A 15,479-nucleotide genomic window follows, 5' to 3' on the forward strand; every position below is an offset into this window, starting at 1 on the left:
AGGCTGTGGCAGTTCAGACGCTCACAGCCGGCTCGGCCAGCTGCGCGGTGGAGTCGGTGCACTGGGCGACGGGGTTCGAGATGACGAGGTGGCCGACGGCCGTATTCGACGCCGGCACGTGGTAGAACCGGTGGTCGACGGAGGGCGACCCGCCGCCGAACTGGTCGTCCATGGCACCGCGAGCGATCAGCCAGTCAACGAGCTCAATGCCCTCGGAGCCCGCCTCGTCGACGTACTCCATGTGGTCCCACGCGGTCAGGCCCAGAGGGTCGGCGATGAGATGATCGAGGAAGGCGTTGTCCCACTCCTCGTTGATGAGGCCGGCGCGCGGACCCTGGAGCTGGTGGCTCATGCCGCCGGTACCCCAGATCTGCACGTTGAGCTCCGGGCCGTCCCATTTGTCGAGGGCGCGGCGCAGAGCCTTGCCGAGCTCATAGCAGCGACGGCCGGAGGGCACCGGGTACTGCACCACGTTAACTGCCAGGGGGATAACCTTGCATGCCCATTCCTTGACGTCGCCGAAGACGAGCGAGAGCGGCACGGTGAGGCCGTGGTCCACGACCATCTCGTTCACGAGGGTCAGGTCGAAGTCGTCCTGGATGACCGACTGCGCGATGTGCGCGGCGAACTCCGGGTAGCCCTTGACGTCCGGAACCGGGCGGGGGCCGTAGCCCTCGTCCGCGATCGGGTACTCGGCGCCCGTGCCGAGCACGAAGGTCGGGATGATGGAGGAGTCGAACGCCGTAGCGTGGTCGTTGTAGACGAGGATGACGACGTCGGGCGTGTTCTCCTTGGCCCATTTGCGGGTCCACTCGTAGCCGTCGAAGACCTTCTTCCAGTACGGCTCCTCGGTCTTGCCGAGGTCCATCGCGGCACCGATAGCGGGCACGTGCGAGGTGAAGAGCGCCGAGGTGAACTTTGCCGGGGCGTTCTCGCGCATCGTCGCGGACTTCTCGCGTGGTGCCGGCGGCGTCCAGCCGTCGAGGTCCTTTGCACGGACGCCCTCTGCGCGACGTCCGCCCCCGATCATCATGTCGCGGTAGGCAGCTTCGGACATGCCGGTCATTGAGCCGGCCATCTGCTGGAAGCTGAGGCCGTGGGTAGCACCGATCTTGCTCAGGAAGTAGATGTTGCCGCCCTCGGCCATCATGGCGTTGAGGTCCATGTCGAGCACGGCCTGGCGCTGCTTGGGCGAGAGAGGCCATTCGTCGAGGTACGCCTCGCGGCCGGCCAGGTACCGCTCGCGGTTCTCGGGCTTCATCAGCGACATGGAGAACTGGTTCAGGTGGTAGCCCTTGCGGGCCATGTCGGCGTCGAAGATGATCGTGCCGGGAACGTTCTTGTAGGGCTTGTCGAGTGCCATGTCATGCTCCTTCGGGCCAGTAGAGGCGCTGGGGGTTGTCCACGAGCAGCGCCTGCTGGAGTTCCGCCGTCGTCGCGATCTGGGGGATGTAATCGACCAGAAGCCCGTCATCGGGCATGTGGTCCTTGAGGTTGGGGTGGGGCCAGTCGGTACCCCACAGGACGCGGTCGGGGAATTCCTCGACCACGCGGCGGGCAAACGGCACCACGTCGGTGTAGGCGTGCTGCTCGCCAGTCAGGGCCCGGGGCCCGGTGACGCTCAGCCGTTCGGGGCAGGAGACCTTGGTCCAGACGTTCGGGTTCTCGCGCATGAAGCGCAGGAACACTTCGAATTCCGGGCCGTCCGGGTCCTTTGTCACGTCAGGCCGGCCCATGTGGTCGACCACGACGTCAGTCTTGATGCCGGAGAAGAAATCGTAGAGGCCAGGCAGATCCCCGGCCTCGAAGTAGATTACGACGTGCCAGCCAAACGGCGCGATCTTCTCCACAATCTCCTCAAGCGAGTCCGTGGGGACCGCGTCAACGAGGCGCTTGACGAAGTTGAAGCGCACACCGCGGACACCGGCCTCGTGCAGCTCGTGGAGCTGCTCCTCCGTTACGTCCCGGCGGACGGTCGCGACGCCGCGTGCCTGCCTTCCGCTGCGACGCAGCGCGTCGACCAGCGCCCGGTTGTCGGCGCCATGGCAGGTCGCTTGGACGATCACGTTGCGCTCGAAGCCGAGGTGGTCGCGCAAGGCAAAGAGCTCATCAGCGGAGGCGTCGCAGGGGGTGTATTTGCGCTCCGGAGCGTAGGGGAATTCGGCGCCGGGGCCGAATACGTGGCAGTGCGCGTCGACCGCGCCCGCAGGCAGGCTGAAGGTGGGGTTGGAGGGGCCCTCGTACCAGTCGAGCCAGCCGGCGGTCTTGTCGAAGCCGCCCGTGGTCTTTCCGTTCGCCATGGTCAGTTCTCCACGTACTCGAGGCCGGCGGCGGCAAGCGGCTCGCGCATGCCGTAGAGGTCGAGGCCGAGGACGCCTTCGCGGAACTTCTGGCGCTTCGACTCCTCGTTGTCCTCGCGCGCCTGGCTGGCATCAGCGACAGCGGCGACGAGCTCGCGGGGCACGACCACGACGCCATCGATGTCCGCGACCACGACGTCGCCTGGGTTGACGAGCGCGTTTGCCACGACGACCGGGACATTTACCGAGCCCAGCGTGGCCTTGACCGTTCCCTTGGCGTTGATAGCACGGGAGAATACCGGAAAGTCCATCCTCTCGAGGTCGGCCACGTCGCGGACGCCGCCGTCGATGACGAGGCCCTTGCAGCCGCGCCCGGTAAGGGAGGTGGCGAGCAGCTCGCCGAAGAAGCCGTCCTCGCTCTCCGTGGTACAGCCGGCGACGATCACGTCCCCCTCCTGCACCTGCTCGGCGGCCGCGTGGAACATCCAGTTGTCGCCGGGCTGCAGCAGCACGGTAACCGCCGGCCCGCAGAGCTTGGCGCCGTTGTAGACGGGACGGATGTAGGGGCGCAGGAGGCCGACGCGGCCCATGGCCTCGTGGATCGTCGCGACCCCGAACTTTGATAGGCGTGCCACGTCCTCGGGGTCCGGGCGGCTGATGTTGGTGTGGATGAGTCCGAGGTTGTTCAGTCGCAATGTAGTTCCTTCTCTTAGAGCCCGCGGGCGGTCAGGGCGCGGTCAAGGCGCGGGTATACGCGGCGGGCATTGGCTTCGAAAATCTGCGCGCGCTGCGCGTCGGTCAGGCTCTCGCTGGCGTCGACGTACCGCTTCGTGTCGTCGAAGTAGTGGCCGGTGCGCGGATCGATGTCGCGGACGGCGCCGATCATCTCGCTGGCGAAGAGGATGTTGTCCGTGGGGATGACCTTGGTGAGCAGGTCGATCCCGGGCTGGTGGTAGACGCAGGTGTCAAAGAAGACGTTGTTGAGCAGGTGCTCTTCGAGCTCCGGCTTGCCGAGCGCCATGGCGAGGCCGCGGAACCGGCCCCAGTGGTAGGGCACCGCACCGCCGCCGTGCGGGATGACGAGCTTGAGTCCGGGGAAGTCGCGGAAGAGGTCGCCCTTGAGCAGCTGCATGAAGGCGGTCGTGTCGGCGTTCAGGTAGTGGTCGCCCGTGGTGTGGAACACCGGCTTGCAGGACGTACTGACGTGCACCATCGCCGGGATCTCGTACTCGACGAGCTTCTCGTAGATCGGGTACCAGGACCGGTCGGTCAGCGCCGGTGCGGTCCACTTGCCGCCGGACGGATCGGGGTTGAGGTTGACCGTGACGGCGCCGAGCTCCTCGACGGCCCGGGTCAGCTCGGCGACTGTGGTGGCCGGGTCCTCGGCCGGCGACTGCGGGAGCATGGCCCCCATGAGGAACCTGTCGGGGAAGAGTTCGCTGACCCGCGCGCAGAGGTCGTTGCAGATCCGCGCCCAGGTCTTGCTGACCTCGAGGTCGCCAATGTGGTGGGCCATGAACGAAGCGCGCGGGCTGAAGACGGTGATGTCGCTGGCCCGCTCGTTCATGAGCTTGAGCTGGTTGGCCTCGATCGTCTCGCGGATGTCATCGTCCGAGATCCGCAGCGTGGCCCGATCGGGTGCCAAACCCTGTCCTTCGGAGAAGGCGATCTGCAAATCGCGCCAGGCGCCGAGCTGGGCCGGGGCCGTCGTGTAGTGGCCGTGGATATCGATAATCAACGAGTGTCGTCCTTGTCACTAGGTAGTCACCTCAAGGGTAGGGAGGCCCGGTTCATAAAGTCGAATAGATTTTGAGCCAACGCCGCATAGATAGAATCAATCCATGACGATCACCGACCTCAACCAGTTGCGCACCTTCGTGGTGCTCTATGAGCTGCGGAGCGTCACCGCCGTCGCCGAGCGCCTCCACGTCACCCAGCCGACCGTGAGCTACACGCTTAAACGGCTTCGCGCGCGGTTCGGCGACGAGCTGTTCCGGCGCGAGGGGCGGGACATGGTGCCAACGGCCAAGGCTACCCAGCTGTTCGGCCCGCTCCACGAGGCCCTCGCGCAGATCCACGCGACTGTGAACGAGCCCGATAAGTTCGAGCCGGCCGAATTCAGCGGCGAGCTGGTGCTAGGGCTTACGTCGATCGGGGAGCAGACGTTCCTCCCGCCGATCATGACGGCGTTGGCCCGCCAGGGCGCACGGCCTCACCTGCAGGTGGAGAGGCTCGACTCGGACCAGGTCGAGGACGGGCTCACGCGGGGGATGATCGACCTGGCGATGACCGTCTCGATGCTCGGCGGCCCGGGGCTGTGGCGCTCATCGGTGCGCGAGGTCGAGTACGTGGCGCTCGTCTCGGGGGCGCACCCCTTGCCGGAGACCGGCCCTGACATGTTCGCGGGCCGTCACTTCCTGCGCGTCTCGGCCCGCGGCGGCCATATCTTCCCGCTGCAGCTGCTCACCGACCAGGGGCTCATGCAGCGCGTCGTGCTGACGGTGGAGGAGTACTCGACCGTGCCCGCGGTGCTCGAGGCAACGGACCTCGTGGTCCTGCTGCCGCGGCACGTAGCCCAGGTCTTCTGTGGATGGTTCTCCGGCCTGAGCATCGCCGACCTTCCGTGGCCGGGACACAGCACCCCGGTCTCGCTCTACACGCGCAGTGATGCGAGTCTGACGCCCGCGCAGCGCTGGTTCCGCTCGCTCGTCCTGGGCGCCGTTCGCGAGTAGGCGGGTCAGCTGTTGCGCTTGCGGTTCCAGCTGGCCTTCGCCGGAGCAAAGGGGCTGCGCACGTGGATCGACCACGAGGAGTGCGGGTGGATGGAGAGGATGCACCGCTCGTACCAGGCGCGCGCTTCCTCGGAGAGCTTCGGGACCACGGCGTCCTTGTCGACGTCGTCCTCCGGGCGCGGCCGCAGGGCCTTCCAGACCAGTTGAACCTCGGGCGCGCCGGTCGGGATGCCGCCCATGTCGAGCACCGCACGGTCCCAGGGCAGCTGCAGCCGGGGATCGCGCTTGTAGACCCAGGCGTGGGGCGTGCCGTCCTCCGCGTTGATCCGGAGCACCCATGCGTCCTTCTCGACGTCGCGGACGAGCACAGGGTGCACCTCTTCGCCCCCCTCTGCCTCGGCGAACGGCACGAGGTCCTCCTCGTTGCGCAGCGCCCACGCGTCGTAGCCCGCTGGGAGGCGTGCCACGAGCCGCGGCAGGTCGCCGTACACCACGCTCACATCGATGTTAGGACGTTCGCGGATGGGCTCCCCCAGCCAGCGGTCGAGGGCAACTCCGCCCGAGAGCCACCAGCGGACCGGTGATGCAGCGAGCACATCAGCCACGGCCTGCGGTGAAAGGGGATCCCAACTCGTCTCGGGAGTCGGCACGGAAGCAGCCATGCGATCAACGTTACTCACCTGCAGTCACCGAATTTCAATTCTTAGTTCTTCGAATTTTGAACATCGCCGCCGTGCTGGGCGTTTTCGTACCGCACTCCGGGCATTCCGGTCAGAGCCATGTCCCCCCGCACCTCGGGACGATATGGCTCTTCTTGCCGCATCCTGGCCAGCTTGGCTACCGCTGGGGAAGCCTTGCGGAGAGTTCGATGGCTGCTTCCCGGAGGACGGGCAAGTGCGTAAGCAGCTCTTCGAGGTCGATGCGGAACACATACAGGCTTGCGGCCGATACGGTCCGCCAGCATGCCGAACAGGGGCTGCGAGGCGATACCGAGGGCTGCTGTGGTGATATTCACGGCGAGCATGACGCTGCCGGGGACGAACTGGCTGTTGGTGGCATAGGAGAGGCTGAAGGCGGAGACGATAGAGGAGACGATAGAGGAGACGACGGCCCCGAGGCCAAAGACCATCACCTTCAGCACTGTCCGCCAGTTGTCACGGAACACCACGGGGTTGTCGTCGGCGGAATCACTGTGCAAGACCCACAAATCCGAGGTAAACAAGGAAGTGACTGGGTGATGGGCTGGGGTCACAGTTCGGGGATGCTCCCAGCTGCCCTGCCTACCCTTGAGTAGATCCCTCCGGCGACCATTCCGCCGTCGACCGGGATGTCGGTGCCGGTGATGTAGCTGGATTGCGGGCCCAGCAGGAACATGACCAGGTCAGCGACTTCCTCAGGGTGTGCGCCGCGGCCGAACGGCGTTGACTGTCGGCATTCTTCATAGAAGGCGGCTGCCTGCTCCTCGTCGTACACGGCGTTGGGCTTGCGGGTCATGTCGGAATCGACAAGGCCAGGGCAGATTGAGTTGACTCGGATCCGGCGTGAGGCCAGTTCGATTGCCGCTGCCTTGGTCACGCCGCGGAGGCCCCATTTGCTGGCACTGTAGGCGGCCCCGAAGTAGCCCACCAGTCCTGCGGAGGATGAAATGTTCACAATAGAGCCGCCGTCACTCATCACCGGCGCTAAGGCGCGGATGGCCAGGAACGAACCGGTCAGGTTGATGCCGATTAGCCGGTCCCACTCTTCGGGTTCAGTTTGGGTAAGGGTCTTGCGCAAGGTGATGCCGGCGTTGTTGACCAGCCCGTGGACCGGAACTTTCCGGGCAGCGATCTCAGCCTTCAGGTTGTCCCAGGCTTCTGCGCGGCGGATATCAGCTGTGTAAGGAACCAGTCTTGGCCGGTGTTCGCCTGCCGCGGTCTGCAGCCTGTCCCAGCTTTCATGGCTCAACGCCAGGACGTCGACGGCGAACACAGTTCCTCCGGCCTGCAGGATACGTGCAGTCTCCAGCGCGCCCATGCCACCGGCAGCCCCTGTGATCACCGCTGCTTTGCCCTTCCAGAAGGCGCCAGTGGGGTCAGAGTTGGATACGGGGTATGGCTGCTCAGAACTCTCTAGGCCGGGACAAGGCAGTGCCGCTGCAGGGCTGGGTGTGGCTGCGATGCTTGTTGTGGGGTACTCGGATGTCATTATCCGCGTCCTTTCGAAGAAATGAAGGGAATGGTTTGCTGGTAGGTTCGCCCGCGGCCAGATGCGGCACCAGGGCCGCCTTTCGTCCGGTCGACCGCAAGTTTCAGGCCCTGGGCATAACGATGCCGGGGCCGTCTTCAATCGTCCGGGATGGTTGATCATGAGCACGCCGGCGGTGAGGCCAACTGCCAGCCGCACAGCAGCGCGAAAAGATGCCAACCAGCTGCCGCTGACATCGTTCAGGACTTCGAAGAGCAGCGGCCCCAAGCAGTCCAGGGAATAGCCGACGCGTTGGGCGAAGCCGGACAGAGCTCTGGAATCGGCGGGGGTGCGGGTGTGTTTGTTGATCATCAAGAGGGCAAAAATTAGTGCCCTGGCCCGGTTCGGCCTTGATGACCCGGGAAGGGGGCACTGGTGGCAGGTGCCAGGAGCAGTCCTGCATAGCCGGCTGTGAACATCACAGTGAAGGACATGGCGATGGGAAACGACCGGAGCACCCGGGCGATGAGTTAGGACATGGCGAGGCTGGTGGGCAATCCGGTGATGGCGTAGAGGGCCAGCATGGAGCCTGTGGTCGCCGGTCTCATGCCCCGGTCGATGAGATCTGCCGGGAGCAGCTGACGTGCGACCCAGGGTGGGCGTGTTCGGGCGATGACGGCCACCTCAATCCATTCGCCTTCTGCGGGCGGCGGGACGTTTACGGTACGCGGAGGTCGGTCCAGTAGTGACGGGCGGGCACGCGATTCCCTGCGGCCCACCCGTCTTGACCGGTTCCTAGCGGACGGGGTTGCCCAGTTCTCGCAGGGGAGTTTTGTGGGTCTCTCGGGCCCACCACGCGCCCGCAACTGCAAAGACCGAAGAGGCTGCCACGATCCAGGCCGCGGGTGCCCAGTTGGCCTTCTCTGCCCCGACGAGGGCGGTTCCGAGCAGGGGAGTGAAGCCGGCGCAGACGATGCCGATCTGCAGCCCAATGGCCATGCCTGAGTAGCGGACCTTGACGTTGAAGAGTTCGGAGAACCAGGCAGGGTAGATGGCGTTGGACATCGCGTACGTTCCGGCTGTGATCAGGGTGCTGGCGAGGAAGATCATGGGGACGTTCCCGGTGGAGATGACGGAGAAGTACACGAAGATCATGGCGCCTGAGCCCAGGACGCCGGTGATGAAGACCGGGCGCCGGCCGAACCTGTCTGAAAGGCGGGCCATCAGAGGTTGGCTGGCCACCGCCAGGAGGTTTCCTACAATGCTGACCCACAGCATGGTGGACGCCGGCACTCCGACCGAGACGGCGTAGGCCAGGCCGAAGGACTGCATAAAGGTGTTGGTCACCGTTTCGAAGGACATGAGGGCGACTTGGAAGAACTGGGCCGGGTGGGTCTTGAACATCCGGGTGAAGGGGAGCTTGACCAGTTCGCCGTGCTCCTGCTTTTCCTCGAAGACTTCCGGCTCGTCGAGGGAGCGGCGGACGAGGAACGCGACGATGAGCACCAGGACCGAAAGCCAGAAGGGGATGCGCCAGCCCCAGGCCAGGCGTTCCGCTTCGCTCATGGCGGCTACCGGGAGGAAGGCCAGGGAGGCCAGGACGATGCCGGCCGAAACACCGCTCATGGCGAAACTGGCGAAGAATCCGCGGCGGCCTTCGGGGGCTTCTTCCGTGGACAGGGCCGAAGCGCCGGCTGTTTCAGCACCTGCAGAGAGTCCCTGCATGAGGCGAAGGAGCACCAGCAGCGCCGGCGCCCAGTAGCCTGCGGTGTTGAAGTCGGGCAGGACACCGATCAGGAAGGTGGAGGATCCCATCAGCACCAGGGTCATGACCAGGGTGTTCTTCCGGCCGATTTTGTCGCCCAGGTGCCCGAACACCACTGCACCGAAGGGGCGGGCGACGTAGGCGACGCCGAACGTGGCGAAGGAGGCCAGCAGGGCAATGGTGGTATCGCCGGCGGGAAAGAAGATCTTGGAGAAGACCAGTGACGCGGCGGTGGCGTAGATAAAGAAGTCGTAGTACTCCAGGGCGCCACCCAGGAAGGCGGCGAGGGCCGCCTTTTTGGCGCGTTTGAGGTGGCGTTCGTCCGTGGAGACCACGGTACCGGTGGTGAGGTTGGTCATTCTAGTGTCCTTCTTCGTTGAAAAGACGGGGGCTTCTGTGCCCGGAATGGTTGGTTGGTCACTCAGGCGAAGGACGGTGTGGCCGCCGCCTGCGGTGCCAGGGTTTGTGAAAGGTGCTCGCCCACGGCGAAGGCCCTGGTGATGGCTGAGCCGAGTGTCGCGCCGCCGCCGGGGTAGTTGTTGCGGAAGACCCCGGCGGAGACGTTGCCCGCAGCGTAAAGCCGGGGGATCGGTTGGCGGTGACGGTCCAGGACCTGGCCGTCTAAGTTGGTGTCCAGGCCGCCGGAGGTGCCCAGCGTCCCCGCGTATATCGGCACTGCGTAGAAAGGGCCGGTCGCCAGCGGTGCGAGGCAAGGGTTTGGTGCCACGCCGGCGTCGCCCAGGAAGCGGTCCTGCGGGGTGGATCCGCGGTGGAATTCGGTGTCCACGCCTGTTGCCGCGTCGGCATTGAAACGGGCTACCGTCTGCTCCAGTCCCGCCGGGTCGATCCCCAACGCCGTCGCGAGTTCCTTGAGAGTCTCCGCCTGCGTCATCCACTCCGCGGGAGTTCCGGGAGTGGAGCCGGCTACCGGGTACTTCGACATGTAGGTGGAGTCGAAGACGAGCCAGGCGGGATTGTTCTGCTGCCCCAGGGTGTGGGGGTCGATGGAGGCAAACAGCCGGGCGGCGTCATGGTAGTTGAGCGCCTCGTTGACGAAGCGTTTGCCGGCGGCGTTCACCGTGATGGATCCGGGCAGGGTCATTTCCACGTTGCCCATCCGTCCGGACTGGACGCCGTCGTACTGGTGGGCAGGAGTGCTGATCACCGGGACCCCCCAGACGGCGGTCATGTCAGCCACGCTGGCGCCGGCTTTGAGTCCGATTTCCAGCCCGTCGCCCTCGTTGGAGGGTGCGCTGATGGGGGTAACGGGGAACGGCAGGAATGACTTTCGGAGGCGGGCGTTCCACTCGAAGCCTCCGGAGGCAAGGACGACGGCGGCCGCTGCGATTGCTTTGGCGCCCTGGCCGGCGCCGATCGTCACCTTCCAGCCGTTGTTGGCCCCGCCCCCGATGACTGCCAAGTCCTGCAGCGGTGCAGCTGTGGCGATGTGCACGCCGCGGTCCAGTGCGCTGGCAAGCAGCCTGCCCACCAGAGCCCCGCCCATGGTCCGCACACCGGTGGCGGCCCTACTGGCGAGCAGTGCCGGATCGGCCGCCCGGCCGTTGAGTTCGTCGCGTTCGGTCATGGTCAGCAACGGAAAATACGACGACGGGCGGATGAGTTCCGCCATGCCGGGATAGTCCGCTGGGTCAAAGGCATCGTTGTCCAGCCCCCTGCCGCCGTTCACAGCACCGGCCCACTCCATGTGGTAATCGGGACGGGCGATGGGCGTCATGGACACCTTCGTGTTGTCCGTCAGGTATTCGACGGCGCGCGGGGCGGTGCTGACGTACCACTCGATTTCCCCGGGTGACATCACGTGGCCTGCAGCCGCCGTCAGGTACGCGATGGCATCGGCGTGGCTGTCCGCGTACCTGGCGCCGCGTGCAAGGTGGTTGTTCGGTGCCCACATCACGCCGCCGCCGGCCGCGGTGGTGCCGCCCAGCCGCGCAGCTTTCTCAGCCACCAGCACGCTGAGTCCGGCGTCGGCTGCCCGGACAGCTGCCACCAGCCCTGAAGCGCCGCTGCCCGCCACCACAACGTCGTAGGAATCGCTCAGTTTATCGATCGGGGTGGTCACGGTGTTCATGCCGAAACTTCCTGCTGGGATGATGCGGCTGCTCTGGCAGCCTGCGCGGCGGGCATGTCGATAACTATCTTGCCTACCTTCTCGGTGCGGTTTCCCATCAGGGCGTACGCCTGCGGCAGGTCCCTGAAGTCGAAGCGGTGGGTCATGAGCGCCCGGGCCTGGTCCGGGTGGCGCGCGAGCAACGCCAGGCCGTCGGGAATGAGGTTCAGGCTGTTGCGGCTGCCCATGATGTCGACCTCTTTGAAAGGAAGGTCTTTCATGGAAATGCTGGCGCTTCGCGGCGAAATTCCTACCTGGACTATGCGGCCGGCGCTGGCCACCAGTCGGACGGCGTTTTCAAACGAGGAGGGCACGCCGGTGGCCTCTATGACCAGAATGGGGCCGTTGCCATCCGTGAGGGCATTAAGCCGGGCAGCCTGCACGGTGTCAGGGAAGGTGGAGCGGGGATCGACGAGGAGAGTATCAGCGGCGCCGAAGGCCGTGGCGAGCTCCAGCCGGTCGGCTTCGGTGTCCGCGCAGACTACCGTGACTCCAAGATCCGTCAGGTACAGGGTTGCGAGCAGCCCGATGGGCCCGCTGCCGAGCACCAAGGCGGTTTCCCCAGCTGCCGGTCGGCCCCGGTTGACAGCCTGCATGGCGATGGAGGCGGGTTCGCCCATGGCAGCGATTTCGAGGGGAAGTTCCTCTGGAACAAGGCAGAGCTTTTCTATGGGGACGCTGAGCAGTTCCACCATGGCGCCATCAGAGTAGCAGCCGATGCAGCCAATGCTGAGGCAGACGTTGGGCCTGCCCAGCCGGCAGGGCTGGCACTGGCCGCAGTAAATCATGGGGCTGATGGCCACCCGGTCGCCGGCGCGAAAAACACTGTCATCCTCGCCAATGGTCTCCACGACGCCCGAGCATTCGTGGCCCTGGATGATCGGAAGTTCGGTGGGGTAGTCGTCTTCGAAGATATGCAGGTCGGTTCCGCAAAGGGCTACATGGTGCATACGGACCAGAGCGTGTCCGGGTTCCAGGGAAGGCTCTGCCACGTCTTCAAAGCTGATGGTTTCTTTGGCAGTGGTGCGTGCTGTCAGCATGGGATATCCAGGCCCTTTACTTATCGTTGGCGCCGAAAAAGATGTTCCACTGCCTGATGCTGCGTTCCTCCACCAGGTTGTTCTGGAAGAACGGGTCCTGGTTCATGAGGGCTTCTACCTCCGCTTTGGACTCACCCTTGATGAGCAGCAGGGCACCGGGTGCTTCGTCCGGGCCGAACGGGCCGCTCTTGACCAGTCGGCCGCCGTCGAACTGCGACTGCAGGAACTCGACATGGCGGGGGCGGTGCTGGTCGCGGCCAGCGGCGGTTCCATCTGCGTATGAATAGGTGACGGCGAAAGTAGGCATGGCAATTCCTCTGCATTGAGTCTGAAATTCAGGTGGAGACCTCACCTTGTATGAGGCCAGTCACACCGTCTTATCCAATGGTGAGGATCTAATTGAGACTTGTCCAATACCTACTGAGTCAATGACATTGTGCAATTTCTACATAGTGGCGGGGTGGGCGCAGAGTCGATTCTTATGATGCAGGCGTGGGAAGCACTTCTTCGGCCACCTGCAGGGCCAGTCTCAGCGCGGGGGACACTAGGGCGGGGTTCCAGGCAATACCGGATTCCAGCTCAGGTGCATGACCCGAGAGCGGAATGAACACTGTTCCGCCTGGCATGATCCCGGCAACGGAGTCAGGCATCAGGCTGACACCCACCCCGCCGGCGACGAGTGAGAGAGCGGTGTAGGGATCGGACACTTCCTGGACAACGCGCGTGCGGAACCCTGCAACAGTGCAGGCCGAAAAGATGGCTTCCCGCAAGGTGGAACCCTGAGCCTCGCGCATGGTAACGAAGCCGTCCTCAGCCAATTCGCTCAGGGCGACGGTCGGCCGGGCAGCGAGCGGGTGATCCACCGGCACGGTGGCCCCCAGCGGTTCTATCGCGATACGCCTGGTAGCAAGGGATGGCGCATCCACCGGCAGGCCAACGAATGACAGATCAAGGGAGCCGTTCCACAGATGGGCAAGGGCATCCTGGGTCAGAAGTCCGCCATGAAGGGTCAAATCCAAGTTTGGGTAACGAGACCGCAAAGCCCGCGTCAATGGCGGCAGCGTTTTGTGATTGAGCGCCCCTGAGAACCCAATGGCGAGATGGCCATAAACCGTTCCGGCCTCAGCGGTGGCAGCCCGGCGCGCAAGGTCCAGTTCTTCAATAATCTTCCGCGCATGGGGCAGGAGTGCAACCCCCGCCGTAGTCAGGGAAACGGCCCGTGTATTGCGTTCAAACAGCTCCGCACCCAGGTCCTTTTCCAGCTTTTTGATGGTCTGACTCAACGGCGACTGGGCCATGCGCAGGCGGCTGGCAGCCCGACCAAAGTGAAGCTCCTCCGCCACTGCCAAAAATGCCTCAATTTGCCGCAGTTCCATGTGCCTCCTCATCCGCCTGTTCCGGCCGTCGTCCCAAGGCTACTTCGCGCAGGCTGCCGGTCCCCTGTCGACCGCGAATGCTACTCAAACCGTGGACCACGATCACGTAACCCTTGACTGGGATGTGCAGCTGCGCCAGTACCTCCCGGCACCCCCGCTGCCAGGCACTAGATTGCCTCGGATTCCTCCAGACTGGTGGCTGCCCTGGCTGAGGCGGCGGCGTGGCGGGCGGCCTGCCAGCCGAAGGTCATGCCCGAGCCCACCTGCACGCCTGCCCCGGGGTACTCAGAGCCCATGACCGAGGCGGCGTCGTTTCCAGCGGCATACAGCCCGGCCACCGGTGTGCCGTGTGCGTCCAGTGCCTGCCCGTTTCTGTCGGTGATAACCCCGTAGGCGGTGGCGAGAGGTGTGGGCACCACGGCCATCGCATAATACGGAGCCTTCCGCAGCGGCCCGATGTTCGGGTTCGGCCCATGGTCCGGGTCCCCGGCCGCCTGGCCGAAGAGCTGCTCTCCCTTGTGGAAGTCCTCGTCCACACCGGTGGCGGCAAAGCCGTTATAGCGCTGCACGGTCGACTCCAAGCCCGAGGGGTCCACGCCGATTTGCGACGCCAAGCCGGCCAGGGTCTCTGCTTCGTAAAGGTAGCCGTCCTTGATGTAGCGCCGCAGTGCCACCCGCGGCAGGTGGGGCATCGTGATCATGCCCAGCCCGTATTTCGCCAGGGTCCGCGAATCCACGATCAACCAGGCGGGCACCGCAGCAGCATCCGGGGAGGCGAACATGGCCCGCACGAAGCGGTGGTAGGAACAGGATTCGTCCACGAAGCGCAAGCCGTGGGAGTCCACGGCGATCACGCCGGGGCGGGCACGGTCCCAGATGTGCGGGAACACCACGCGGGAACCGTCCCGTCGTCGTCCGATGGAGCTGGGGAACCACAGGGCGTTTTCCCCGTTGTCCCGCCCCAGGGCTGCACCGGCCGCCTTGGCCAAGGACAATGTGTCTCCGGTCGACCCTTCCCCCGCCCGCGAGAACTGAGGAATGGGGGTAGGCAGCATTTCCTCGCGCATTTCGGGGCTTTGGGCGAAGCCGCCCGCGGCGAGCACCACGCCCTGCCGCGAATGAATGCGCAGCCGCTTGCCGTTATGCACTACCACCGCACCGATGACGCGGTCTCCTTCTTTGAGCAGTTCTGTGGTTTGTGCACCGAAAAGGAATTCCGCGCCGCGCCTGCGAGATTCGTGGAACATCCGTGCCACAAGCCCGTGGCCCATCACTAGACGCGTGCCGCGCGGACGGGTGAGCCGGTCGAGCGCCCACCGCAGACCGAGTTGTGCAGCCAGCATCACGGCCTTGCCACGCTCGGCCAACGAGCCGTTGTAGAGCTTTAGCAAGGCGGACACGTCCGCGCGGCGCAACATCAGGGTCCCGCCCATGAGGGCGAATTCGGGCACCGGCGGACGGACACGTTCGAAGTCGGTTTTATCCAGCAGGCGCCCGTCGAAGGGGTCCGGTTCCAAGGCGCGTCCGGTCTTGCCGGTCTCGGGCAGTTCGGAGTGGTAGTCGACCACCGCGGGGGAGCGCCGGAAGGTGACTCCGAGGTCATGCATCGCGTCCAGCATCTTCGGTGCGGCGTCCAGGTAGGCGAGCCAGCCTTCACGCGGGGCCTTGCCCCCCACCACGGCATCCAGATAGCGAACGGCGCGGTCGTGGTCGTCCAGGGTTCCGTCTTCGCGCTGGAATCGGTTATTGGGGACCCAGCAGGTCCCGGCAGAGTAGGCGGTGGTTCCCCCAGGAATTCGGTTTTTTCCAAGACCAGGACTTCGGAGCCCTGGGCGGCGGCGGTCAATGTCGCTGAAAGCCCTGCCGCTCCGGTGCCGAGCACCAAGAGGTCGACTTCGCGATCCCATTTTTCCGTGAGGGGCGTTTTCATGGTTCTCCTTCGCGCACTTCTGCGTGCGTCACATGCTGTATG

Annotated in this window: 15 protein-coding genes and 1 pseudogene; 1 reads left to right on the top strand and 15 read right to left on the bottom strand. The window is 65.0% G+C overall.

Annotation, left to right across the window (positions count from 1 at the left end; all coding sequences use genetic code 11):
- Window positions 1–13: 13 nt before the first annotated feature.
- Genes OW521_RS17670 through OW521_RS17685 form a run of 4 tightly spaced genes read right to left on the bottom strand, consistent with a single transcriptional unit; the run spans window position 14 to window position 4,038 of the window.
- A complete protein-coding gene (locus tag OW521_RS17670) occupies window positions 14–1,363 on the bottom strand; it encodes a protocatechuate 4,5-dioxygenase subunit alpha/beta (RefSeq protein ID WP_268020883.1) in 1,350 nt (449 codons plus the stop codon).
- A 1-nt stretch (window position 1,364) separates the two neighbouring features.
- Window positions 1,365–2,300 (bottom strand): amidohydrolase family protein, encoded by a 936-nt coding sequence (locus OW521_RS17675; RefSeq protein ID WP_268020884.1) that lies wholly within the window; start codon window positions 2,298–2,300, stop codon window positions 1,365–1,367.
- A 2-nt stretch (window positions 2,301–2,302) separates the two neighbouring features.
- Entirely contained in the window at window positions 2,303–2,995 is a 693-nt protein-coding gene (gene ligK, locus OW521_RS17680; RefSeq protein ID WP_268020885.1) for a 4-carboxy-4-hydroxy-2-oxoadipate aldolase/oxaloacetate decarboxylase, read from the bottom strand.
- A 14-nt stretch (window positions 2,996–3,009) separates the two neighbouring features.
- On the bottom strand, window positions 3,010–4,038 hold the full coding sequence (locus OW521_RS17685; protein WP_268020886.1) for an amidohydrolase family protein: 1,029 nt from the start codon (window positions 4,036–4,038) through the stop codon (window positions 3,010–3,012).
- A gap of 103 nt (window positions 4,039–4,141) precedes the next feature.
- Between OW521_RS17685 and OW521_RS17690 the strand changes: the two genes are divergently transcribed.
- Window positions 4,142–5,032, top strand: coding sequence for a LysR family transcriptional regulator (locus OW521_RS17690; protein WP_268020887.1), 891 nt, complete (start codon window positions 4,142–4,144; stop codon window positions 5,030–5,032).
- Window positions 5,033–5,037: 5 nt separating this feature from the next.
- Here the strand turns inward: OW521_RS17690 and OW521_RS17695 are convergent, their stop codons facing one another.
- The 11 genes and pseudogenes from OW521_RS17695 to OW521_RS24435 form a co-directional block, all read right to left on the bottom strand.
- Window positions 5,038–5,712 carry a nucleotidyltransferase domain-containing protein gene (locus OW521_RS17695; protein WP_268020888.1) on the bottom strand — a complete coding sequence of 225 codons (675 nt, stop codon included), beginning with the start codon at window positions 5,710–5,712 and terminating at the stop codon, window positions 5,038–5,040.
- A 23-nt stretch (window positions 5,713–5,735) separates the two neighbouring features.
- Window positions 5,736–6,230 carry a hypothetical protein gene (locus OW521_RS17700; RefSeq protein WP_268020889.1) on the bottom strand — a complete coding sequence of 165 codons (495 nt, stop codon included), beginning with the start codon at window positions 6,228–6,230 and terminating at the stop codon, window positions 5,736–5,738.
- A 50-nt stretch (window positions 6,231–6,280) separates the two neighbouring features.
- Window positions 6,281–7,219 (bottom strand): SDR family NAD(P)-dependent oxidoreductase, encoded by a 939-nt coding sequence (locus tag OW521_RS17705; RefSeq protein ID WP_268020890.1) that lies wholly within the window; start codon window positions 7,217–7,219, stop codon window positions 6,281–6,283.
- Between the two features lie 509 nt (window positions 7,220–7,728).
- Window positions 7,729–7,881: a hypothetical protein gene (locus OW521_RS17710; protein ID WP_268020891.1), complete on the bottom strand. Its 153-nt coding sequence runs from the start codon at window positions 7,879–7,881 to the stop codon at window positions 7,729–7,731.
- 112 nt (window positions 7,882–7,993) lie between these two features.
- Window positions 7,994–9,322, bottom strand: coding sequence for an MFS transporter (locus OW521_RS17715; RefSeq protein WP_268020892.1), 1,329 nt, complete (start codon window positions 9,320–9,322; stop codon window positions 7,994–7,996).
- A 62-nt stretch (window positions 9,323–9,384) separates the two neighbouring features.
- Complete coding sequence (locus tag OW521_RS17720) at window positions 9,385–11,052, bottom strand: FAD-dependent oxidoreductase (protein WP_268020893.1); 1,668 nt, start codon at window positions 11,050–11,052, stop codon at window positions 9,385–9,387.
- Window positions 11,049–12,131 (bottom strand): alcohol dehydrogenase catalytic domain-containing protein, encoded by a 1,083-nt coding sequence (locus tag OW521_RS17725; RefSeq protein WP_268020894.1) that lies wholly within the window; start codon window positions 12,129–12,131, stop codon window positions 11,049–11,051. The genes OW521_RS17720 and OW521_RS17725 overlap by 4 nt, the downstream gene beginning before the upstream one ends.
- Window positions 12,132–12,147: 16 nt before the next feature.
- A complete protein-coding gene (locus OW521_RS17730; protein ID WP_268020895.1) occupies window positions 12,148–12,438 on the bottom strand; it encodes a YciI family protein in 291 nt (96 codons plus the stop codon).
- Between the two features lie 172 nt (window positions 12,439–12,610).
- Window positions 12,611–13,507 (bottom strand): LysR family transcriptional regulator, encoded by an 897-nt coding sequence (locus OW521_RS17735; RefSeq protein WP_268020896.1) that lies wholly within the window; start codon window positions 13,505–13,507, stop codon window positions 12,611–12,613.
- Between the two features lie 167 nt (window positions 13,508–13,674).
- Window positions 13,675–15,354 (bottom strand): FAD-binding protein, encoded by a 1,680-nt coding sequence (locus tag OW521_RS17740; protein WP_442781280.1) that lies wholly within the window; start codon window positions 15,352–15,354, stop codon window positions 13,675–13,677.
- Window positions 15,345–15,437 (bottom strand): annotated as a pseudogene (locus OW521_RS24435) (hypothetical protein); the annotation flags it as partial. The pseudogene OW521_RS24435 and the gene OW521_RS17740, both read right to left, overlap by 10 nt.
- Between the last annotated feature and the right edge of the window lie 42 nt (window positions 15,438–15,479).

Origin of the sequence: Arthrobacter sp. MMS18-M83 (genome assembly GCF_026683955.1) — a bacterium.
Taxonomy (GTDB): domain Bacteria; phylum Actinomycetota; class Actinomycetes; order Actinomycetales; family Micrococcaceae; genus Arthrobacter.

Excerpts from the sequence above, each read along its gene's own strand:
- OW521_RS17670 (WP_268020883.1), bottom strand. The coding sequence starts at position 1,363 with ATGGCACTCGACAAGCCCTACAAGAACGTTCCCGGCACGATCATCTTC.
- OW521_RS17675 (WP_268020884.1), bottom strand. The coding sequence starts at position 2,300 with ATGGCGAACGGAAAGACCACGGGCGGCTTCGACAAGACCGCCGGCTGG.
- OW521_RS17690 (WP_268020887.1), top strand. The coding sequence starts at position 4,142 with ATGACGATCACCGACCTCAACCAGTTGCGCACCTTCGTGGTGCTCTAT.
- OW521_RS17705 (WP_268020890.1), bottom strand. The coding sequence starts at position 7,219 with ATGACATCCGAGTACCCCACAACAAGCATCGCAGCCACACCCAGCCCT.
- OW521_RS17715 (WP_268020892.1), bottom strand. The coding sequence starts at position 9,322 with ATGACCAACCTCACCACCGGTACCGTGGTCTCCACGGACGAACGCCAC.
- OW521_RS17720 (WP_268020893.1), bottom strand. The coding sequence starts at position 11,052 with ATGAACACCGTGACCACCCCGATCGATAAACTGAGCGATTCCTACGAC.
- OW521_RS17725 (WP_268020894.1), bottom strand. The coding sequence starts at position 12,131 with ATGCTGACAGCACGCACCACTGCCAAAGAAACCATCAGCTTTGAAGAC.
- OW521_RS17730 (WP_268020895.1), bottom strand. The coding sequence starts at position 12,438 with ATGCCTACTTTCGCCGTCACCTATTCATACGCAGATGGAACCGCCGCT.
- OW521_RS17735 (WP_268020896.1), bottom strand. The coding sequence starts at position 13,507 with ATGGAACTGCGGCAAATTGAGGCATTTTTGGCAGTGGCGGAGGAGCTT.